At 67.4% G+C, this 19881-nt stretch carries 21 protein-coding genes; 10 read left to right on the top strand and 11 right to left on the bottom strand.

What is annotated here, in order from left to right; genetic code table 11:
* Positions 1-205: 205 nt before the first annotated feature.
* Genes G6026_RS01270 through G6026_RS01260 form a run of 3 tightly spaced genes read left to right on the top strand, consistent with a single transcriptional unit; the run spans position 206 to position 3251 of the window.
* A complete protein-coding gene (locus G6026_RS01270; protein WP_182612015.1) occupies positions 206-1606 on the top strand; it encodes a gluconate:H+ symporter in 1401 nt (466 codons plus the stop codon).
* 59 nt (positions 1607-1665) lie between these two features.
* The gene (locus G6026_RS01265; RefSeq protein WP_182612014.1) at positions 1666-2877 is read left to right on the top strand and encodes a D-arabinono-1,4-lactone oxidase; all 1212 of its coding nucleotides are present in this window, start codon (positions 1666-1668) and stop codon (positions 2875-2877) included.
* Positions 2874-3251 (top strand): sensory rhodopsin transducer, encoded by a 378-nt coding sequence (locus G6026_RS01260; protein ID WP_107755293.1) that lies wholly within the window; start codon positions 2874-2876, stop codon positions 3249-3251. Before G6026_RS01265 ends, G6026_RS01260 begins: the two co-directional genes overlap by 4 nt.
* On the opposite strand, the gene G6026_RS01255 is transcribed toward G6026_RS01260, so the two are convergent.
* From G6026_RS01255 to G6026_RS01245, 3 genes are all read right to left on the bottom strand, one after another.
* Entirely contained in the window at positions 3214-3783 is a 570-nt protein-coding gene (locus G6026_RS01255; protein ID WP_182612013.1) for a GNAT family N-acetyltransferase, read from the bottom strand. The two genes, G6026_RS01260 and G6026_RS01255, sit on opposite strands and share 38 nt — an antisense overlap.
* A gap of 84 nt (positions 3784-3867) precedes the next feature.
* Entirely contained in the window at positions 3868-4347 is a 480-nt protein-coding gene (locus tag G6026_RS01250; protein WP_182612012.1) for a hypothetical protein, read from the bottom strand.
* A gap of 41 nt (positions 4348-4388) precedes the next feature.
* Entirely contained in the window at positions 4389-5048 is a 660-nt protein-coding gene (locus tag G6026_RS01245) for a TetR/AcrR family transcriptional regulator (RefSeq protein ID WP_182612011.1), read from the bottom strand.
* A gap of 81 nt (positions 5049-5129) precedes the next feature.
* On the opposite strand from G6026_RS01245, the gene G6026_RS01240 reads away from it, so the two are divergent.
* Together G6026_RS01240 and G6026_RS01235 are read left to right on the top strand one after the other, a co-directional pair.
* Positions 5130-6056 (top strand): ATP-binding cassette domain-containing protein, encoded by a 927-nt coding sequence (locus G6026_RS01240; RefSeq protein WP_182612010.1) that lies wholly within the window; start codon positions 5130-5132, stop codon positions 6054-6056.
* Positions 6053-6811 carry an ABC transporter permease gene (locus G6026_RS01235; protein WP_182612009.1) on the top strand — a complete coding sequence of 253 codons (759 nt, stop codon included), beginning with the start codon at positions 6053-6055 and terminating at the stop codon, positions 6809-6811. The genes G6026_RS01240 and G6026_RS01235 overlap by 4 nt, the downstream gene beginning before the upstream one ends.
* A gap of 105 nt (positions 6812-6916) precedes the next feature.
* Here G6026_RS01235 and G6026_RS01230 read toward each other — a convergent pair whose 3' ends face one another.
* From G6026_RS01230 to G6026_RS01210, 5 genes are read right to left on the bottom strand one after another with little or no spacing between them, the layout of a single operon-like run.
* Positions 6917-7879, bottom strand: coding sequence for a PDR/VanB family oxidoreductase (locus tag G6026_RS01230; RefSeq protein ID WP_182612008.1), 963 nt, complete (start codon positions 7877-7879; stop codon positions 6917-6919).
* A gap of 9 nt (positions 7880-7888) precedes the next feature.
* The gene (locus G6026_RS01225) at positions 7889-9802 is read right to left on the bottom strand and encodes an acetoacetate--CoA ligase (RefSeq protein WP_182612007.1); all 1914 of its coding nucleotides are present in this window, start codon (positions 9800-9802) and stop codon (positions 7889-7891) included.
* Positions 9802-10785, bottom strand: a complete 984-nt coding sequence (locus G6026_RS01220; protein ID WP_182612006.1) for a fumarylacetoacetate hydrolase family protein — start codon at positions 10783-10785, stop codon at positions 9802-9804. The genes G6026_RS01225 and G6026_RS01220 overlap by 1 nt, the downstream gene beginning before the upstream one ends.
* Positions 10785-11747, bottom strand: coding sequence for an MBL fold metallo-hydrolase (locus tag G6026_RS01215; RefSeq protein WP_182612005.1), 963 nt, complete (start codon positions 11745-11747; stop codon positions 10785-10787). Before G6026_RS01215 ends, G6026_RS01220 begins: the two co-directional genes overlap by 1 nt.
* Positions 11744-12958 (bottom strand): cytochrome P450, encoded by a 1215-nt coding sequence (locus G6026_RS01210; protein WP_182612004.1) that lies wholly within the window; start codon positions 12956-12958, stop codon positions 11744-11746. The genes G6026_RS01215 and G6026_RS01210 overlap by 4 nt, the downstream gene beginning before the upstream one ends.
* A gap of 122 nt (positions 12959-13080) precedes the next feature.
* Between G6026_RS01210 and G6026_RS01205 the strand changes: the two genes are divergently transcribed.
* Complete coding sequence (locus tag G6026_RS01205; protein ID WP_206681812.1) at positions 13081-13719, top strand: TetR/AcrR family transcriptional regulator; 639 nt, start codon at positions 13081-13083, stop codon at positions 13717-13719.
* An 8-nt stretch (positions 13720-13727) separates the two neighbouring features.
* Here the strand turns inward: G6026_RS01205 and G6026_RS01200 are convergent, their stop codons facing one another.
* Complete coding sequence (locus G6026_RS01200) at positions 13728-14327, bottom strand: XRE family transcriptional regulator (RefSeq protein WP_182612003.1); 600 nt, start codon at positions 14325-14327, stop codon at positions 13728-13730.
* Positions 14328-14412: 85 nt separating this feature from the next.
* Here G6026_RS01200 and G6026_RS01195 point away from each other — a divergent pair, with 85 nt between their 5' ends.
* The 3 genes from G6026_RS01195 to G6026_RS01185 all read left to right on the top strand — a co-directional run bounded on the left by G6026_RS01195 (position 14413) and on the right by G6026_RS01185 (position 17654).
* A complete protein-coding gene (locus tag G6026_RS01195) occupies positions 14413-15834 on the top strand; it encodes an MFS transporter (RefSeq protein ID WP_277815587.1) in 1422 nt (473 codons plus the stop codon).
* A 124-nt stretch (positions 15835-15958) separates the two neighbouring features.
* Positions 15959-16579: a class I SAM-dependent methyltransferase gene (locus tag G6026_RS01190; protein ID WP_182612001.1), complete on the top strand. Its 621-nt coding sequence runs from the start codon at positions 15959-15961 to the stop codon at positions 16577-16579.
* A 1-nt stretch (position 16580) separates the two neighbouring features.
* Positions 16581-17654 carry an alkene reductase gene (locus G6026_RS01185; RefSeq protein ID WP_182612000.1) on the top strand — a complete coding sequence of 358 codons (1074 nt, stop codon included), beginning with the start codon at positions 16581-16583 and terminating at the stop codon, positions 17652-17654.
* 127 nt (positions 17655-17781) lie between these two features.
* Here the strand turns inward: G6026_RS01185 and G6026_RS01180 are convergent, their stop codons facing one another.
* The gene (locus G6026_RS01180) at positions 17782-18552 is read right to left on the bottom strand and encodes an SDR family oxidoreductase (RefSeq protein WP_182611999.1); all 771 of its coding nucleotides are present in this window, start codon (positions 18550-18552) and stop codon (positions 17782-17784) included.
* Positions 18553-18697: 145 nt separating this feature from the next.
* Positions 18698-19444: a methyltransferase domain-containing protein gene (locus tag G6026_RS01175; protein ID WP_182611998.1), complete on the bottom strand. Its 747-nt coding sequence runs from the start codon at positions 19442-19444 to the stop codon at positions 18698-18700.
* Positions 19445-19669: 225 nt separating this feature from the next.
* On the opposite strand from G6026_RS01175, the gene G6026_RS01170 reads away from it, so the two are divergent.
* Positions 19670-19881: sigma-70 family RNA polymerase sigma factor (locus G6026_RS01170; protein ID WP_182611997.1), on the top strand; the 212-nt coding region annotated here is incomplete at its 3' end.

Below are 19881 nucleotides of genomic sequence, written 5' to 3'. Positions count from 1 at the left end.
CTGAGTGTCAGATCGGCTAGCGTGTCAGACCCGGCCGCGCCTCCACGCCCACGCCGCCAGTCCCCCCAGGACCAGGGGAACCCCACGGTCACCGCAGCCGCGCCCGGGGGGCCGGGCACCGTTGACGGGCGGCCGCGGCCGGATGCGTCGGCATCGGTTGGATGTCACCATGCGGGTGACCCGTTCCCGATCCCCGGAGACGCCCATGTCGACCGCGGCACTGCTTCTCACCGTACTGGGCGCCGTGGGGACGCTGTTCCTGCTGATCATGGGCCTGAAGCTCCACGCGTTCGTCTCGCTGCTGATCGTCAGTATCGTCACCGCTCTCGTCGTCGGCATCCCTCCCGCGGAGATCGTCGAGGTGGTCGAGGACGGGATGGGCGGCGTTCTCGGGTTCGTCGCGATCATCGTCGGCCTCGGGGCGATGTTCGGGCAGGTCCTCAGGGTCACCGGCGCCGCTGACCGCATCGCCGACACGCTGGTCACGGCCTTCGGCGAGCGCCGGGTTCCGTGGTCACTGGGTTTGACCGGGCTCATCGTGGCGATCCCGGTCTTCTTCGACGTCGCGCTGGTCCTGTTGATCCCGCTCGTCTACACGCTCGCCACACGACTCAAGAAGTCGCTCATCATCTTCGCGCTCCCGCTCCTGGCCGGGTTGAGCGCCGGCCACTCCCTCATCCCGCCCACGCCGGGCCCCGTGGCCGCGGCCGGGATCGTGGGCGCCGACCTGGGCTGGGTGATCCTCCTCGGCATAGTCGCGGCGGTTCCCGCCGTCATCCTGAGCGGGGTCGTCTACGGGCGCTTCATCGGCGCCCGGATCGACGTCGGCGTCCCCGAGGGCATGGAGGAGGAAGCCCGGGACCAGGCAGGGGGTGGTGACGGCGCAGACGGCGACGACGACGAGGAGCAGAGCTCCGAGGACCGAGTCGAGAACGCCCCCGGCTTCGGTCTCATCCTGACGATCCTGGCCGTGCCGCTGCTGCTGATCCTCGGCAACACCGCCACCGAAGCACTGGTGGACCCGGAGAGTCCGATCGCCCAGGTGATGGCCCTGGTCGGCGATCCGATCGTCGCGCTGATCATCGCGGTCCTGTTGGCCTTCTACGTCCTCGGCATGCGCCACGGCTTGGACCGCGGCGATCTGCAGTCGGTGGCCTCGGCCGCGTTCACCCCGGTGGGGCTCATCCTGCTCGTCACCGGCGCCGGCGGGGTGTTCGGCGAGGTCCTCGAGCAGAGTGGCGTCGGGGATGCGATCGAGGAGGTGTTCCAGGGCCTGGGGTTCCCGGTCCTGCTCCTGGCGTTCCTGTCCGCCGTGGTACTGCGGGTCGCACTGGGGTCATCGACCGTCGCCACCGTCACCGCCGCCGCGATCGTCGCCCAGACCCTGGGGGGACAGGATCTCTCGGCACCCATGCTGGCCGCGGTCGTCGTCGCCATCGGTGCGGGGGCGACGGTTCTGTCGCACGTCAACGATTCCGGGTTCTGGCTGGTCAACCGTTTCCTCGGGCTGACCGAGAAACAAACGCTGCTCACCTGGACCGCCATGCAGACGATCATGGGGGGCACAGCCTTCCTGACCGTCTTCGCACTCAGCTTCGCGCTGTAGACCACGCCACCGCGCCGTGCGGTGGCATCGAGGCAAGACCGAGACAAGGAGGAACACCGATGACCAAGGAATTCGTCAACTGGTCCGGGAGTCTGCGCTTCACCCCGTCGGACACCGCGCGGCCGTCGGACGAGGCCGCGGTGCAGGAGGTGGTCCGGCGAACCGCTGAGGAGGGCGGGACCGTCCGGCCGGTCGGCTCGGGGCACTCCTCCGTCCCGCTGATGCGGACCTCGGACGTCCTGCTCACGCTGGACGAGATGTCCGGGCTGGTCTCACACGACACCGACGCCGGTCGCGCCTCGTTGCTCCCTGGGACGGGCATCGCCCGGGCGGGTGAACTCCTCGCGGAGCACGACCTGGCGATGGAGAACCTCGGCGACGTGGACTACCAGGCCCTCGCCGGGGCCATCGGTACGGGGACCCACGGGACCGGGCGGGAACTGGGCAACCTCTCCCAGACCGTGGTCGGTGGCCGGCTGGTCACGGCGGACGGAGAGGTGGTGCCCTTCGGCGAGGACGCCGGGCCGGACCACGATGCGGACCTGCTCCGCGCGGCGCAGGTCTCCCTCGGCTCACTCGGGGTCATGACGTCATTGACGTTGCGCCTGCTGCCCGCCTACGAGCTGCACCGCCTCAACTGGTGCACCCACATCGACTGGGTGCAGGACAACTTCGCCGAACTCACGACGTCCAATCGGCACTTCGACTTCTACTGGTATCCCCGCAGTGACGAGGCCCAGGTCAGAACGATGAACCTCCCCGGGCAGGAGCCGGACCTGACCCCCCCGGGTGACCACGTCCACGAGGACGCCACCGGCGTGAGCTACGACATCATCCCGAACTCACGTGACCTGAGGTTCGACGAGATGGAGTACATGCTGCCGTTCGACGAGGGCCTGGAATGCTTCAAGGTCCTGCGGGAGCGGATCAAGGAGCGGCACCGCCAGAAGGTGGGCTGGCGCGTCCTGGTCCGGACCATCGCGCCCGACGACGCGCTGATCAGCAACTGCTACCAGCGCCCCACCATGACCATCGCGCTTCTGCAGAACAACGAGCTGCCCTACGAGGAGTACTTCAACGACATCGAACCGATCCTGCAGGGCTTCGGTGGCCGACCGCACTGGGGCAAGAAGCACACCATGCGTGCGGACCAGCTACGCGGTCTGTACCCGGAATGGGAGACGTTCCACGATGTCAGGCGGCGCCTCGATCCGGACGGCGTCTTCATGAACGACTACCTGCGGTCGCTGTTCGAAGGAGATGTGGCATGAACCAGGAGACCGGCCGGACCCTGTGGGTGTTCCCCGGCGGGAACATCCCGTCGACCAGCACGGGCCCGGAACCCGAGTACACCAGCCGGGACGAGCTCTGCATCCTCAACGTGTGCGAGACCGACGCCAGCCTGGAGATGACGGTCTATCACTCCGACGGCGACCCTGTCGGGCCCTACCCGGTGCAGGTCGCGGCCCAGCGGGTGCGGCACGTGCGCGTCAACGATCTGATCGACCCCCAGGCCGTCTTCCTGGGTGAACCGTACGGCATGGTCATCCGGTCGGATGTGCCGGTGTTCGTCCAGGTGACGAGGCTCGACACCCGTCGTGGCGGCCTCAGCGGTATGACGACGATGGGTTTCGCGCCCGACTGAGACAGGGCGATGCGGGAGGGAGTTCCCTGCGCATGCAGGCGCGCGGCCACTGGTCGAGGCCGTGGGCGATCTCCGCAGCCCGGATCTCTCTGAGGCCGGGGCTCTCCTCGTGCTCTGCGAGGTACCGGAACCCATGACGCTCGTAGTAGGGCCCATTCCACGGGACGTGGGTGTAGGTGGTCAACGTGACCGCGGGGAGCCGGTGCTCCCGCGCCCATCCGATCATGTACTCCAGCAGGGCCGCGCCGATCCCGCGGTGCATGTGGTCGCTGTGCACCGAGACCTGGCCCAGGTGAGCGTTGCCGTCGACCACATCGGCCAACAAGTACGCCACCGGCCGGTCGGATCCATCGGTGCTGACCCACGCCCGCCCGTTCTGCACAAACTCTCGTAGTGAATCGATCGACGGCGGGTCGTCCTCGGCCACCGAGGTCATCCCGATGTCCGCAAAGGGTGCTCCGGCCGAGCGTTCGATGTCCTGCAGGACGATCAGGTCGATCTCCCTGGCGGGCCGGATGCGGTACGTCGTCACCGGCTCGCTCTCCGTTCTCGTCGTCCCGTGCAACGCAGTCTGGGCGTTGCGTCTCCGGCGTCCTGCGCCCGTGCCGCGTGGATTCTACCGATGCGACAGCAATTCGAGCGCGATCACCGCGAGAGCGAGCAGGCTCTGTGTCGCGAGTATGGCGAGTCGTTGGCCGCGGGGAACGGTGAGCCTCCGGACGGCGAGGATTCCGACCGCCGCGAGAGTGCCGGTGGTGACCAGCATCGCGGCGAGGAGACCGGTCGCGGTGTCGTAGAGGCCGACGTGGGCGGGGATGAGGCAGATCACGGGAGGGACGGCGACGGTGCCCGCGCCGAGAGTGTCGACGAGCATCCGTCTGTGTTCGTCGGAAGCGGGGAGTTGCCCGTGGATCACCATGCGACTGAGGAGGCCCGCGACGTAGACCGCGCAGATGGTCGCCGTGACCGTGATGGCGAGCGTGCCGAGTGCGACGCCCGCGGTCGGATGGTGGTCGTGGGCACGGAGGGCGATGATGACGGCGAGAGTCGTGAAGGCGACGTAGATGCGCTCCTTCAGGGCCGAAGCCCGGTGCATCCGCGTGAGGGCATCGCGGCCCGGGTCGGGTCGGGGCGCGGTCACCAGCGATTGTCTCTTCGGGCTGTGTAGGCACGCATGAACGCGTGCGCGCCGTCGGTCATGATCCGCTGCACGTGCTCGGCGTCGGCACGTCGGCGCAGCGGTTCGTTGAGGACCCGCAGTGTGGTGAGGGCGTGGAAGTGGTCGGCGGCCAGCTCGGGGTCATCCACGTCGAGTAGGCCGATTCCGGCGAAGTGCGCAAAGCGTTCGGCGAGCGCCTGGGTATGTGCGTCGCCCAGGGGGTGATCCTCGAGCTCGGGCAGGAGTGGCTCGTTCTCGGAGATGAGCTTGACCGCGGCGGCGTAGGGGGACGATACGAGTTGCGAGCGGCCGAGGTCGGTCGCGAAGCCGGTCACGGCGTGGGCGAGGTCGTCGACCTCTCCGTCGGCGAGCGTGTCGGGCAGATGCGCATCGATCAGCCCTCGCAGCGTGACCAGCGCGGTCTCGCCTGCGTCCTCGATGACGCCGAGCAGCAGTCGCCGCTTGTCGCCGTAGTAGTCGTAGACGGTGCGCTTGGACACCTCCGCCCGCTCGGCGATGGCATCCATGCTGGTGCGCTCCACTCCGAACTCCACGAACAGGTCGCGTGCGGCGACCAGGATCGCGGCGCGCTTGTGCGCTTGTCCCTGTCGCACAGGCTTCTGCGTCGCTGCACTCATTGCTGTGGCCTCCTGAGCGTCCGTCGTGGCAAGCCTACACTGGCGAGTGTAGTCCTACACGGAACGGTGTAGTGTAGCGGCATGTGCACATCCACTTCGGCTTCTCTCGAGGCCCACGCGCTGGTCAAGCGATACGGTGACATCACCGCCGTGGATCACCTCTCGTTCCAGGTCGTCCCCGGTGTCGTCACGGGCTTCCTCGGGCCGAACGGGGCCGGCAAGTCCACGACCCTGCGGATGTTCCTCGGCCTGGACAGGCCGACCAGTGGTGCGGCGACGATCGACGGACGCCGGCTGGCGGACCTACCGCACCCCATGCAGGCGGTCGGCGCGATGCTCTCGGCCGATACCGTCCACCCGCGTCGCTCGGCCGCCGACCACCTCGCGGCGGTCGCACGCGCCGGCGGCGTTCCACGACGTCGGGTCGCCGAGGTTCTGAACGTCGTCGGTCTGGCAGACGACGGGCACCGCCCCGCGGGCGACTTCTCGCTAGGGATGAAACAGCGCCTCGGGATCGCTACGGCGCTGATCGGCGACCCCGGCATCCTCATTTTCGACGAACCACTCAACGGTCTCGATCCCGAGGGAATCCGGTGGGCTCGGTCCCTCATGCGCGATCTCGCGGCAGAGGGGCGCACGGTGTTGTTCTCCAGCCACCTCATGGGCGAGATGGAACTGACCGCCGACCACCTCGTCGTGATCCACCACGGAAAGCTCCTCGCCGACCAACCCTTGACCGCGTTCATCGCCGATCACACGAGCGAGTACGTCCGTGCGCGCACACCGGACCGGGACGGGCTGGGTGATGCTCTTTCTCGCGAGGGGCTCCCTGCAGTCACCGATCCGGGTTGCGCCGACGCGCTCGACGTCGCCGGCGCGGCCACCGACCGTGTCGGCCACGTCGCCGCCGTGTCGGGGATAGAGCTCTCTGAGCTCACCGCTGTCCGCGACTCCCTCGAAGACGCCTTCCTGACCATGACCGCCACCGAGCACAAAGGTGCCCGATGATGAACCTCCTCGCCGCCGAGTGGATCAAGACCCGCAGCGTCCGCAGCACCTGGATCACCGCCATCGCGACCGTCATCGTCACCGTCATGGTGAGCCTTCTCGGCATCAGCGGGCTCATGGTCGATTGGCAGGCTGAGCTCCCGGCCGACTTCGACCCCACGGGCAACAGCCTCAAGGGAATCCTCGTCGGCCAGATCCTCATCGCGACCCTGGGTGCGCAGGCCATCACCAGCGAGTACGCCACGGGTCAGATCATCACCAGCCTCGCCATCTCCCCGCGACGCGGAGTCTTCCTGATGGCCAAGGTCGCCATCGCCACCCTGGTCGCGCTCGCCACCGCCGTGGTCACCGTGGCGTGCAGCGTCGGGGCGGGTCAGGCAGCACTCGCGGCCGCCGGGCTGCCCACCGCGAGCCTCACCGCCCCCGACACCATCCGCGCGGTCTTGTGCGCCGTGGCCTATCTCGTCCTGACCGCCGTCCTGGGCCTCGCATTCGGCACCCTCACCCGCAGCTCCACCGGTGCGCTGGCGATCATCGTCACCGTCGCCCTCCTCGTGCCCGCCCTCGCGCCCGGCATGCCCGGCGTCCTCGGCGACATCGCGGGCACCTACTGGCCCACCACGGCCGGACAGAGCTCCTACGCGGCCACCTCGACCGGCCCGCTGACGCCATTGTCCGGGCTCGCCGTCATGGCCGCGTTCACCTTCGTGACCGCCCTCGCAGCCCACGTCACGCTGAAGACGCGCGACGCATGACGGACCGTACCCACGGGCCGTCATGCACGCCTGTGCCCAGCGAATCGTGGACGACGCAACCGTCGTGATCGCACGAAGTTCGAGCCCCGACCTGCTCGTCGGGGCCTATGCGTCAAGCACCAGTCGCGCAGATTTCGCGCGAGAGACGCAGATCATCATCTTCGCGCCAGATCGACGCTCCTGCTCTGTCAGTACGGAGTCGCGATGGTCAGGTTCGCCGCGCAGTACCGAAGTCTCGCAGACTCCGCATGTGCCCTCCTCGCATGAGTACACGATGGGCACACCGGCTTCGTCCGCCACGTCCACGATGGAGCGGTCTGCCGGGATCGTGAGTGTGACCTCGGACTGAGCGAACTCGACCTCGAATTCGGTGTCTCCCTCACCCGACGGTGTGTCTGATACGGGGGCGAACCTCTCCATGTGGAGTGCACCGGTTGGCCAGGTCTGACACGCAGTGTCGATGGCGTCGAGCAACGGACTCGGTCCGCAACAGTAGACGGCGGTGTCGTCCGTGGGTGTGGAAAGCAGTGCCTGGAGGTCCAGGAGCCCGTATTCGTCCTGAGGGCGCAGGAGGACTCGCGGTCCCCACGTGTTGTTGAGCTCCTCTGCGAAGGCCATGGACGTGCGGGTGCGCCCGCCATAGAGCAGAGTCCACTCGGCCCCTGCGTCGTGTGCGGCCTCGATCATGGGGAGTATCGGCGTGATGCCGATGCCCCCTGCGATGAACAGATACCGCTGGGATGGTGCTAGGTCGAAGTGATTGCGCGGGAGGCTGACAGGAACGGTGTCACCGGCGCGGAGTTCATCAACGATGTAGGAGGATCCACCGCGGCTCGTCGGTTCTCGAAGGACTGCGACCTGGTAGTGGCTGCGGTCCGTGGGCGAGGAACACAGTGAGTACTGCCGGATCAGCTTCCCGGACCGGCCCACGTGCAGATCGATGTGTGCTCCTGGTTCCCAGCGCGGAAGGTCACCATTGTCCGGACGCGCCAGGGTGAGTCGGACGATGTCGGCGGCGACCGTGTCTTTCTCGAGCACGACCACGTCGAAGGTGTCGGGTGTAGGCATGGAGTTACCTCACTTCGTCGTCGAGCGGCGGCGCTCGCCGGCCCGCTGGTAGAAGCCCATGAGCGCGGGCTGATCGATCGCGCTGCTCTGTGCCGCTGAGACGGGCAGGCCGCGCAGGATGTTCTTCACCGGCACTTCGAGTTTCTTGCCGGTCATCGTGTGCGGGATGCCGGGGGCGTGGATCACCTCGTCTGGTACGTGACGCGGGGATACCGAGTCGCGAATCGCAGCCTGGATCTTCGCTCCGAGTTCCGCATCGAGGTCGACGCCGGGCGCCAGAGTCACGAACATCGGCATCCAGTAACCACCGTTCGGTTCCTCCACGCCGACGACGAGCGCCTCGAGCACTTCGGGAAGGTCCTCGGCCGCCTGGCAGATGTCGGCGGTGCCCATGCGGATGCCGTGCCGGTTCAGGGTCGCGTCGGAGCGACCGTGGACGACGATCGAACCGCGGGAGGTGACGGTGACCCAGTCGCCGTGGCGCCAGACGCCGGGGAAGTGATCGAAGTATGCGCTGTGGTACCGACTGCCGTCGGGATCGTTCCAGAACCGGATGGGCATCGACGGCAGGGGACTGGTGATGACGAGCTCACCGACCTGGTCACTCAAGGATTCCTGCTCCGCCGACCATGCGTGCATGTCGACGCCGAGCCATCTCGCGGTGATCTCCCCAGGTCGGCTTTCGACCGTGGGGACGCCGCCGGCGAATCCACTGACCACGTCGGTTCCGCCGGTGGTCGAGCTGACCGCCACAGTGGGGCCCAACTCGTCGGTGATCCACTGATGGACCGTGGCGGTGAGTACGGCTCCGGTGCATCCCAGCATTCGTAGCGGCCCGAGGTCGAAGTCGGCCGCGGGGCGCAGGCCGCCGTCGCGGGAGGCGCTCAGATAGCCGGGGCTGAGGCCCAGGTGGGTGATCTGGCCGCGCTCCGCGACCTCCCACAGCGCGCGGGCCGTGGGTGCTCCGTCGAAGCAGTGGATGGTGGCTCCACAGAGGAGCCCGCCGAGGCGGAGGTTCCACATCATCCAGTTCAACGTGGTGTACCAGAAGAACTGGTCTCCCTCTCGCATGTCGAAGAACAGTCGGAGGGTTTTGAGGTGTTCCGCGACGACCCCTGAATGGCTGTGAACGATGCCTTTCGGAGGCCCGGTCGTTCCCGAGCTGAACAAGACCCACAGCGGGTGATCGGACGGAACCGCGAGTGGGGCAACGGCTTCTTGGGGCTGGGGGGTGACCGCCGACTCCCACGTGATGGTGCTGGGGCTCGGGGTGTGACCGTCCCCTACCAGTATCGTCGCACTCACGGTCGGTAGCCCTGCACGGAGCGTCTCGACATCGTGGGTGCGGTCGATCCGACGGCCCCGGTGGTGGTAGCCGGCGGCGGCGATCAGGCAGGTGGGTTCCAGCTGCTCGAACCGGGCTAGGGCTGCGTCACCTGCCAGGTCGGTACCGCAACCCGCCCACACCGCGCCGAGACTCGCGGTAGCGAGGAACGCGACGACGGCTTCGGGACGGTCCGGCAGGTAGCCGACCACGCGGTCGCCGGTCGACACGCCGGTTCGCGCCAACGTTGCCGCAAGAGCTTTCACCTGCTCTTCGAGTTCGGTCCAGGACAGCGTGCGGGTGATACCGGTTTCGTCGTGGCCGATCACGGCAGCACCGGTGCGAGGTCGAGCGAAGACCTGGGACACATAGTTGATGCGGCCACCAGGAAACCACTGTGTTCGTGGCATCACGGAGCCGTCAGTGACTGCTCGAGGTGCGGTCTCCCAGTTCATTCCGCAGAACGTGGTGACCGACCTCCAGAAGGCATCGGAGTCCCGGACGGACCATTCCCACAGCTCGGCGTAGGGCGCCCCGGGCCGGGGGCCGCCATATGTGGAGGCCAGGCGAGCGAACGAGAGGAGTGCTGGTTCTTCCATCAGTTGCTCCTGATGGGGGTCCAGGACCGTTGGCGGCGTGGCTGACCTACTCGCGCTCGTGGCAATTGTTGTGCTTCGGCTCCCGCGACGACCGTGTTGCTCAGCGCACCGATACCCTCGGCGACCAGCGTCACCACGTCGCCGGGTCGGAGCGGGGGGGCCGCCTCGGTGCTCAGATGAGCCCAGTACTCGAGAAGACATCCGGCACCGCATGTTCCGGACCCCAGCACATCCCCTGGCCGGAGTTCCGCGCCGCGAGAAGCAAACGCGATCATCTCCTCGAAAGACCACGCCATGTTCGCCGAGTTATCGCCGCCCGCAGGAAGCGGGACTCCGTTGAGTTCCACGTGGAGGTCGAGAGCCAGGCGGCCGTCCCGGCGAAACGGTTCGAGTTCGTCGGGGGTGACGATCCACGGGCCGATCGAATTGGCGAAGTCCTTGCCCTTGACCGGGCCCATGCCGAACGGGGTCACCGGCTTCATCAGGTCGCGGGCTGACCAGTCGTTGAACAACGTGAAGCCGGCGATGTGTTCGTGAGCCTGGTCCGGTGTGAGGTCTCTGCCTGCTCTGCCGATCACCACGGCCAGCTCGAGTTCGAAGTCCAGGAGTTCGCAGCCGGGTGGTACTGCTACTTCCGCGTCAGGTCCGATGACCGCGTTGGTGTTGGAGAAGTAGAACAGCGGCATCTCGTACCAGACCGGGAGGGGTTCCGTGGCGCCGAGGACGGTCAGACTGCCTTCGAGGTGTTCTTCGAAGGTCAGGAAATCCCGCAGGGTGGGGGGTTCGACAGGTGCCAACAAGTGAACATCCGACAGTGGGAGCGTCGGGCCGTCGGGGTGGTGATCGACCAACTCGAGTCGTCCCGGTGGGGAGGCTTCCAAGAGACGCGACACCGTGATGTCTGCCGCGAGGGGTTGAACGCGATCGTCGTCGACGACTGCCGCGCGGGTGCCGCCGTCGAGCTCCATGCGTGCGATCTTCATCAGTCGCTCGCCTCCGACGCGGCCGCAGCGGCATGCAGCTCGAAGTCCGCGATGCGCCCGAACTGTTGAAGCCTGTTCTCGCGGGGGCGCCTCGGATCGAGTTGTTCGTAGACGTTGAGCACATTCGCCGCGATTCGTCCCTGTTCCGACAGGTCGGCGAACCGGCTCATGTCAATGGAAGCGACAGCGTCTTCAACGGACAGTCCCTGTTCGAAACGCTTTACCGCCTCCGCCGAGACGAATTCGAGGTAGTCGCGCACCCTCGACACCCCGTTCTTGTCGGTCAGAGGCCCGTGGCCGGGGACGATGGCGACGAGTTCGAGGTCGAGAATCAGATCGCAGGCGGCAATGCACCGACTGATGGGCCCGGCCCACACGAGCGGCGCGCCCCCGATGAACAGGATGTCGCCGGTGAAAACCACCCCCGCATCGGCCACGTGGACCACGAGATCACCCGGGGTGTGGGCGGGACCGACCTGGATGAGCCTCACCTCGCGTCCACCCACATCGAGAGACAGCTCTCCGGTGAACGTTCGGGTCGGCGGGGTCGCCACGATGCCGGCGTGATCGAAGTGACCACCGACCTCTCTGATGAACTCACCGACCCGGTCCTCGCGTCCGGACATGGAGACCAGTTCGTCAACGGACGCCTCGGTCATCAGCTCTGCGGCTGCCTGGGTGGCGACGATCTCCACATCTGGCCCCGCTACGAGCTGGTTGCCGAACCAGTGATCACCATCGGAGTGGGTGTTGACGAGCGTCCGGATCGGTTGCCCGCGCAGCAGCGGCGCGTAGGCGGCCAGCATCTCGGCGGTGTGCGGGAGATCGTAGAGGGTGTCGATCAATAACGACTCCCCTGATCCGCGCACGAGACCGGTGTTGCTTTCTCCCCATCGACCCTCGGGCAGAAGCCAGGAGTGACAATGGTTCCCGAGGTCGTGAGGCCCTTTGGTGTATGTCATTCCGCTTCTCCCTCTGCGGGGACGACACGAACCGGCAGCGTGTCGAACTTCTGAACGGTCTGACTGGGACTGCGATGTGCATCGCCGGCGCGCTCGAATCGAGCCACCCGTCGCGTGAGCTCGGTCAACAGCGCCACCACTTCGAGCCGGGCGAAGGGGGAGCCGAGGCACGTGTGCAGGCCGCTGCCGAACGCGAGATGCGACTTGGCGTTCTCCCGCGTGACATCCAGCCGGTGGGGGTCGGGGAACTGGAGTGGGTCCCGGCTCGCGGCGGCGAGCAGCACAGCGACGCGGGCTCCCGCAGGGATCTCGACTCCATCGAGCTCGACAGCGCTCCGGGTCCGGCGGAAGAACGCTTTGAACGGGGCGCCGAAGCGCAGCAGCTCTTCGACGGCGTTGGGGATCAGATCGGGCCGACTCCTCAGCAGCTCCCACTGGTCGGGGTTGTCGACGAATGCGTCGATCGAGTTGCCCAGTAACGCGCCGGTCGAATCGATCCCGGCCAACCACAGGGAGGCCAGAGTCATGAGTCGCTGCGGCCCCTCGTGCTCAAGACGGCCGTCGTTGCCTCCCGAGTCGACGATCAGTCGACCGAGGCAGTGCGCAGGCATGTTGGGAAGTCCTTCCGACGCGAGCCACGTCACCGCCTCCATCACCAGGGCTGAGTGCTCCTCGGTTCCAGCGGGTTCCTCTCCTCGGCTGGTCGCGTCACTCCAGTCCGCCAGAGCCTGAGCACTTGGCGGGGTGATTCCGGTCAGCAGCGTCATGGCCTGATCGGGCATGGCCTGGGCCAGCACCTGCACTGCGTCGAACTCGCCGCGGGTGATCGCGTCCTGGGTGATTTCCGCCGCGGCCTTCTCGACACCGGGCTTGAAGGCGTCGATGGCGCGCTTGCTGAACGACGGCTGCAATGACCGGCGAATCTGGTCATGCAGCGGGGGGTCGTTCTCGATCAACGGATAGCGCTCGGTCCTGGCGGACGGAACGTTGAAGGTGACTCCGTCGCCGGACACGAACTCGGCGTGATTGCGCAAGACCTGGACGGCCTGTGCGTACCCGGAAACCATCCAGACGTCGCGGCCGGGTACATAGACGACCGGATCGTGCTGGCGGAGTCGGTCGTAGAAGCCGTACGGGTCACGTTGTGCGAGCGGCGAGTACGGGTCGAGGTCGTGATCCGGTGAGTCGGCGATGGATGCTGGATTGTTCATAATGCTCCTGTTCGAGAGAGGTTGCACTCGGGTGCAACTGTGGCCTGAGTCATAGTGTGCACCCGAGTGCATCTAAGATGCAAGGGGTACAGGAACGACGGACACGAGAAGAGGTGGGCTCCATGGCTCTCACGCCGCCATCACGCCTGATGAACCCGCGCGCCGCGCGAACGCGACAAGCTCTCTTCGACGCCGCTGCGCACCTGTTCGTCGAGCAGGGATACGAATCCACGACGATGGCCGCGATCGCCGCTGCGGCCGGCACGTCTCGCCGCACTGCGTTCAACTACTTCCCCAACAAGGGGGACATCCCCATGCTGTGGGTTCGGCAGATGGCCGATCGTGCAATCGAGCAGACCGAGGACGCGCGGTGCGGGGACGTCGCGGAGCGTATTCACGCGTACTTCCGCGCTATCAGCGAAGCGGTGGAGTCCGAACCCGAACTCAGCCGTCAGATGATGCTCGGCTGGACTGCGGCGCTCGGACCGACTCTGTACGAGTCTCAATTGCTGGCCGACGTCACTCCGCTACTGGAGGAGGGGCAACGGGCCGGACGCATCGACCAGGGGGTGGACGTTGCGGTGGCCGCCAGAGCTCTGAGCGACGTTCTTCAGGGGGCCGTCTTCAGGTGGGTGCGGGAGCCTGGAACCGTCCTCCACGACAGGGTCGACAGTGTGATCGGGCTAGTACTTCGAGCGGCGATCACGCCGACACCCGATATCGACTCCGGGCGACCGGCAGGATCAGGACGGGCTGATTAGATCTGACATCAGTCTCGGATGTGGATCTGCTCGCCCTGTGGGCTGAAGAGGGTCAGGACTTCTGATGCGGTATCGCTGCTGCCGGTGATGCAGTGCGGCTGCCGGGTGTCGAACTCGGCGGCGTCGCCCTCGACCAGAGTTGTGACCTGCGTCCCCAGGGCGAGGTCGACAGAGCCGCTGAGGACGTAGAGCCATTCGTAACCGCCGTGGGTCGCCTGCTTTGCGGGTTCTGCGTGCCGGCGGGGCGGGAGGATGATCTTGAAGGCCTGCACGGGGGCGCCGGATCGGGTCAGCGGGAGGTAGACGCGTCCGTGTTTGCGGATGGGCTTCGGGTGGATACGCGGATCCCCAGTGGGCGGCGCGCCGACGACGTCGTCGAGTGCGACTCGATAGACCTGTGCGAGGGGTATCAGCAGATCCAGGGTGGGGCGCCGGTGGCCGGATTCGAGTCGCGAGAGCGTGCTGACCGATATCCCGGTAGCCGAGGCGACGTCGGACAGCTTCATCTCGCGCCGCTGTCGCAGATCGCGGAGCCGCGGTCCGACGGCCTCCAACATGGTGGCGACGCGCCCGTCGGGTTGGTCGGAGCCATTGGGTGACGTTTGCATGTTTAGCAAGTGTAGTTGCTGTCTGTGTCGACGGCACGCATTCTTATGACCCCGCTTCCGATCAAGGACGAAGGGCCTTCGAGAGATGAGTTCGTCTGTGGTGACTGAGACAACGCGACCGTCGGTTGCGCGGTGGATTGCGCTCGCGGCGATCGCCACCGCCGCGTTGATGGTCGTGTTGGACGCCTCCGTGATCAACATCGCGCTGCCCCAGATGCAGCAGGAGTTGGGTTTCAGCGATGCTGCACGCGGATGGGCCGTGACCGCCTACGCGGTGCCCTTCGGTGGCCTGCTGCTCCTCGGCGGTCGCATCGCCGACTATGCGGGGCGCAAGCGGGTACTGATGGTGTCACTGAGCGGGTTCGCTGTGGCGTCGCTTATCGGGGGTCTGGCAACGGGCCAAGAGATGTTGATCGCGGCCCGCGCGCTGCAGGGCATCTTCGCCGCCGCGCTGGCGCCGGCGGCGCTATCCCTGGTGGCAGTCACCTTCACCGAACCGCGCGCACGGGCCCGCGCCTTCGCGGTGTTTGCCGCGACCCAGGGAAGCGGCGGCGCGATCGGGCTGCTGCTGGGCGGCGCCTTGACCGAGACTCTCGGGTGGCGCTGGTCGCTGTTCATCAACGTTCCCATCGCACTGATCGCGCTCGCCCTCGGCCTGCCGACGATCATCCGATCACGCCCCCACTCGGGCGGGCATCTCGATGTCCCCGGCGCCGTGCTCGCAACACTCGGTTCCGCCGCTCTGGTGGCGGCGTTCAGTGTGGCATCGGAACCGGGAGGCTGGGCGTCTACGACTCCGTACATCTACCTCGCGGGTGCGGGTCTCCTGCTCAGAGCGTTCGTCCGGCGGCAGCGGCGTACGAGCGATCCGCTTCTGCCGGGGCGGGTGGTGGCCGACCGGACCCGCGGCGGGGCGTATCTGATGGCGAGCTTCATGGCCGCCGGCATGTTTGGCATGTTCCTGCTGCTGCCGTATTACCTCCAGGGCCGCCTCGATTACAGTCCCCTCCTCACCGGGTTGGTCATCGTGCCGTTCAGCGTCGCGCTCGTACTGGCTTCTCTGCTCGTACCCACGCTCTTGTCGCAGGTGTCGTCCAAGACCGTGCTGGTCGGCGGAATCATCACTGCAACCATCGCAATGGCAGGCCTCGCAGTGGTCATCGCTCTGCCGGACCCGCTGGTCGGGATCCTGGCTGCGACCACGGTGATGGGCGTCGGCATCGGCTTGGTGTTCACCCCGCTCAACAGCAGCGTCGTCGCGGGCGTCGACGCCGACGATGTGGGGGTCGCCAGCGCCATGTTCAGCGTCACCCAGCAGATCGGTGGCGCCGTGGGCGTCGCGCTCCTCAACGGCGTCTACGTCATCGGTGCGTCAGCCGACGCTGCTTCCCGAGGAATCTCCCCCAACGCGTTGCGGCTTGCCTTCCTCGTCGCCACCGTCTTGTACGCCATCTCGGCGATCGTCGCGATCACCGTCATCCCCAGGAGGCAGAAGTTGACGCTCTAGCGAGCTCCCCAATGCAACAACGACATCAGATGCGCGGTCGCAGTGCCTTCGCGCCGAACCCGATACACGACGACATCGTCGCCGGAACACAAGTCGCAGGAACACAAGAGGATGGCCAGAACACATGACGACCTATGACGCGGAATTCTGGGAGCAGCACTACGTCGATACCGACCCGGCGTGGGGGACCTCCCCCAACCAGGCGATGGTCGACACGATAAGCCAGCTCTTCGCCGACGCAGGCACCGCTCTCGAACTCGGTGCCGGCCATGGCGGGGATGCGCTGTGGCTTGCGCGCGCAGGGTGGACAGTGACGGCACTCGACGTCGCGCGGACAGCGCTCGACAGAATCGCCGCGAACGCCGCACAACAGGACCTCTCGAGCCGGATAGTCACGGTCCACTGCGACGCCACCTCCCAGCCGCTACCCGGCGGGCCTTTCGACCTGGTCTTCGGAAGCTTCTTCTACGCCCCCCGACGCGACGACATCTGGCGACGAGCGGCCGACACCGTCACCCCGGGCGGGGCACTGGTCATCGTCGACCACGGTTCCAGCGCCCCATGGTCCTGGGACCCCGCCGGACACGCGCACCCGACGCCCCAGCAGGTCGCGGACGCCCTCGAGCTGGGCCCCGCATGGGAACCCGAACTCCTCGATACTCGTGCGCGCATTGCCACCGGGCCAGGCGGACAACGCGCCGAGGTCACCGACACCATCGTCGCCCTGCGACGGAAGGCGGCATGACATGACGTTGTCGACCCCCTCTCGACTGTGGCAGCCGCTCCACCTCGGAGCCGTCAGCCTCGACAACCGTCTCGTACTGGCCCCGATGACGCGCCGACGCGCCGCGGAGGACGGCACACCGACGCCGCTCATGTCCGAGTACTACGCGCAACGGTCGGGATTCGGTCTCGTGGTCACCGAAGGCATCTACCCCAGCCGGGAGGGCCGCGCCTACGCGAATCAGCCCGGTCTGGTCGACGACGCGCACGAACGCGGTTGGGCCGCCGTCACCGAGGCGGTCCACGAGCGTGGGACGCCGATCTTCGCCCAGCTCATGCACGCCGGTCGCGTCACCAGCCCGGACATCACAGGTATCCACTACGCGCTCGCCCCGTCCGCGATCCCCTACGAGGACCACCACGGCCACCACCCCGCGATCGCGACCGCAGCCACCGCCCGGGACATATCGCAGCTCATCGATGCGCATGTCGAGGCGGCCGTGCGAGCCCGAGGCGCCGGGTTCGACGGCATCGAGCTCCACGCCGCCAACGGATACCTCCTCCAGCAGTTCCTCGCCCCGTCTGCGAATCACCGCACCGACGAGTACGGAGGAACGCCGCTCCGCCGGGCACGGTTCGTCATCGATGTCGCCGAGGCCGTCGCCGACGCGATCGGCGGTGACCGCGTCGGTATCCGCGTGTCGCCCGGCGCCAACATCCAGGGGGCCCTCGAACTCGATGACGAGGACACCCGCGCCACCTACACGGCTCTCTTCGACACCCTCGGCACACGTCACCTCGCGTACGTGAGCATGATCCACCCCGACGCGGGCAGCGCCCTCGTCCGGGACATCCGGGGCATGTCGAACGCGCCGATGATCCTCAACACCGGGTTCTCCACGGTCACGGACCGGGACACTGCGGCCGAACTCGTCAGCGAGGGGCAGGTGGATGCCGTTGCCGTCGGACGTCCCGCGATCGCCAACCCCGACCTGCCCCGCCGCTGGCGAGCCGACATGGCGGAGACCGCCCCGGACCAGACGACGTTCTACGAGGGCGGCGCAACCGGATACACGGACTACCCGGTTCGGTCGTGAGGACGCCCCTGCACGTGAGGAATCGAGATCAGCGTGTCGGCGCCGACCCGGTGCGGGCTCGAGCCGTCGCCGGCCTCATCGCGACGCCGGCGGTTACCGGCGCGACCGTGTGTCCTACGTGTGCGGCCTACTGGGCCAGGAACTTGTTGACCAGGCGCGTCGCGAAGTTGGGCGAGAACTTGGAGATGTTGGCGAGCACCGTCGTCTGCTCGCCGACGCTGTAGGAGGTGCGATGAAGTCGGCGGTCGAGGGTGGTGGGATGGACGGACTGCCACACCTTCTCCGCCACCTGCTCGGGGGTGATCTTGATGCCGAGGGTCCGGGTGGTCTTGGCCTTGGGGTCCGCGAGAGCGGTCTTGGCCCACAGCGGCCAGATCCCCACCACCCGGACGCCGTGCGGTGCCCACTCGAGCTCCAACGCCTCGGTCAGGCCGGCGACGTAGAACTTGGCGGCGCTGTACGTGGCGATCCCGGGCTGACCGTAGATCGCCGACGCGGACGCGATGTTGACCAGGTGCGACCCCGGGGTGGCCTTGAGGTAGGGGAACGCGGCTTTGGCGCCGAGCGTCACGCCCAGCACATCGATGTCGATCTGGGCCTTGACCGCCTCAGCCGAGATCTCCGTCAGGTCGCCGGCGACGAGAACGCCCGCGTTGTTGTCCAGGACGTCGAGGGTCCCACCGGTGTGCGAGGTGAACTCCTCCAGCGCCCTCTCCCACTGCTGCATGTCACGGACATCGAGCTCCCCGGTGATCCAGTCGGGGTGCTTCGACTGCACCGCGGCCAGGGCGTCCTTGTCGACGTCGTACACCCCGACAGTCCAGCCCTCGCGGCCGAATCGCTCCGCCGTTGCCAGGCCGATCCCAGCCGCTCCGCCCGAGATGAAGATCGATGCCATTCCCTGTCCTCCACACGCCAGTCCGATGCGGCGTCCCGCCCGGAGTGTCCAGCACTCGACAATACCGAGCACCGGACCCGCGTGGTGGTGGTGGGGCTCGAGGGCCGCGACGCCGGTGGTGGCCGCAGTGGGGTCGGGTGTCCGGCTAGCGCTTCATGAGGGCGAAGACGCCCCACCCGAGGTACTCACGCGTGTAGCGCGCGTAGCGGGCGGGAGTGGTGGCGAGTTCCTCACGCACCTCGGTGGCGAGGTCGTCGTCGGGGTTCCGGTCGAGCCAGTGGCGCAGGTTGAGCCATTGGGCTGCTGTGTACCGGTCCCAGCTGTCCTGGTCGGCGAGCATCATCTCCACGATGTCGTAACCGAGACCCTGAAACCGCCCTATCAGGTCCGGGAGCGCCAGGAAGTCGGCGATGCCGGTGGCGTGGCAGGCGACGGCCGTCTCCTCGTCCGGTGGGGTGCGCCGCCAGTACGGCTCGCCGATCAACATCACGCCTCCCGGGCGGAGGCTCCGTTCGAGCAACTCGGTCGTCCCGGCGACACCGTTCCCGATCCAGGTGGCACCGACACATGCGGCCAAATCGACCGGCTCGTCGGCGACGTGGCCGGCGGCGTCACCGTGGATGAACTCGACACGGTCGGCGACGCCGAGTTCGGCGGCGCGGGCTCGGGCTGCCTCGGTGAAGACCGTGCTGATGTCCACGCCGGTTCCCGTGATCCCGTGATCACGCGCCCAGGTGCTCAACATCTCGCCCGAGCCGCTGGCCAGGTCCAGTGCTCGCGTCCCAGGGGTGAGTCGGAGGGCTTTGCCCAGCGCGGCGAGTTTGTCCTCGGTCAGTGGGTTGTGGATGCGGTGGCTGCTCTCGCGGATGGTGAAAATGCGGGGAAGGTCCATGACCGCGATTCACCTCCGTGGACCGCCACTCACCAGCGGCGACGGTGGTCCGACGATAGCACCGGCCGCGGGCGTCGTCGTCGCGTGAAGGCCCTCGGTCTCGACTCCCACCGGACGGACCTCACGTTTCCGCGGCGGCGGGCGACTACTCGCTGGAGCCGGTCGGCGAGGTGGCTGGCCGGGTCGTGTGAACGAGGCGGATGGGACGAGGGGAGGATCTGACACATGAGGGCAGCCTTCGACGGTGCGGTGGTCCGGCACGGGCCGACCGTCCTGCGCGTGTGCCGCGCGGTCCTGGGGTCCGGCCCCGACGCCGACGACGCCTGGTCCGAGACGTTCCTGTCCGCGCTGCGGGCCTGGCCGGACCTGCCGGAGGAGACCAACGTGGAGGCGTGGCTGGTCCGGGTCGCCCACCGCCGCGCGGTGGACGTGGTGCG

This window comes from Dietzia sp. DQ11-38-2 (assembly GCF_014145055.1).
Taxonomy (GTDB): Bacteria; Actinomycetota; Actinomycetes; order Mycobacteriales; family Mycobacteriaceae; genus Dietzia.
Note: the sequence above shows the minus strand (reverse complement) of the source record. Positions and strands in the feature narration are given on the sequence as shown.

Coding starts and splice junctions, on each gene's coding strand:
- G6026_RS01185 (WP_182612000.1), top strand. CDS start 16,581: ATGACGTTGTCGACCCCCTCTCGACTGTGGCAGCCGCTCCACCTCGGA.
- G6026_RS01265 (WP_182612014.1), top strand. CDS start 1,666: ATGACCAAGGAATTCGTCAACTGGTCCGGGAGTCTGCGCTTCACCCCG.
- G6026_RS01230 (WP_182612008.1), bottom strand. CDS start 7,879: ATGCCTACACCCGACACCTTCGACGTGGTCGTGCTCGAGAAAGACACG.
- G6026_RS01270 (WP_182612015.1), top strand. CDS start 206: ATGTCGACCGCGGCACTGCTTCTCACCGTACTGGGCGCCGTGGGGACG.
- G6026_RS01225 (WP_182612007.1), bottom strand. CDS start 9,802: ATGGAAGAACCAGCACTCCTCTCGTTCGCTCGCCTGGCCTCCACATAT.
- G6026_RS01245 (WP_182612011.1), bottom strand. CDS start 5,048: ATGAGTGCAGCGACGCAGAAGCCTGTGCGACAGGGACAAGCGCACAAG.
- G6026_RS01205 (WP_206681812.1), top strand. CDS start 13,081: ATGGCTCTCACGCCGCCATCACGCCTGATGAACCCGCGCGCCGCGCGA.
- G6026_RS01195 (WP_277815587.1), top strand. CDS start 14,413: ATGAGTTCGTCTGTGGTGACTGAGACAACGCGACCGTCGGTTGCGCGG.
- G6026_RS01180 (WP_182611999.1), bottom strand. CDS start 18,552: ATGGCATCGATCTTCATCTCGGGCGGAGCGGCTGGGATCGGCCTGGCA.
- G6026_RS01200 (WP_182612003.1), bottom strand. CDS start 14,327: ATGCAAACGTCACCCAATGGCTCCGACCAACCCGACGGGCGCGTCGCC.
- G6026_RS01250 (WP_182612012.1), bottom strand. CDS start 4,347: ATGCACCGGGCTTCGGCCCTGAAGGAGCGCATCTACGTCGCCTTCACG.
- G6026_RS01220 (WP_182612006.1), bottom strand. CDS start 10,785: ATGAAGATCGCACGCATGGAGCTCGACGGCGGCACCCGCGCGGCAGTC.
- G6026_RS01240 (WP_182612010.1), top strand. CDS start 5,130: ATGTGCACATCCACTTCGGCTTCTCTCGAGGCCCACGCGCTGGTCAAG.
- G6026_RS01260 (WP_107755293.1), top strand. CDS start 2,874: ATGAACCAGGAGACCGGCCGGACCCTGTGGGTGTTCCCCGGCGGGAAC.
- G6026_RS01210 (WP_182612004.1), bottom strand. CDS start 12,958: ATGAACAATCCAGCATCCATCGCCGACTCACCGGATCACGACCTCGAC.
- G6026_RS01175 (WP_182611998.1), bottom strand. CDS start 19,444: ATGGACCTTCCCCGCATTTTCACCATCCGCGAGAGCAGCCACCGCATC.
- G6026_RS01215 (WP_182612005.1), bottom strand. CDS start 11,747: ATGACATACACCAAAGGGCCTCACGACCTCGGGAACCATTGTCACTCC.
- G6026_RS01235 (WP_182612009.1), top strand. CDS start 6,053: ATGATGAACCTCCTCGCCGCCGAGTGGATCAAGACCCGCAGCGTCCGC.
- G6026_RS01190 (WP_182612001.1), top strand. CDS start 15,959: ATGACGACCTATGACGCGGAATTCTGGGAGCAGCACTACGTCGATACC.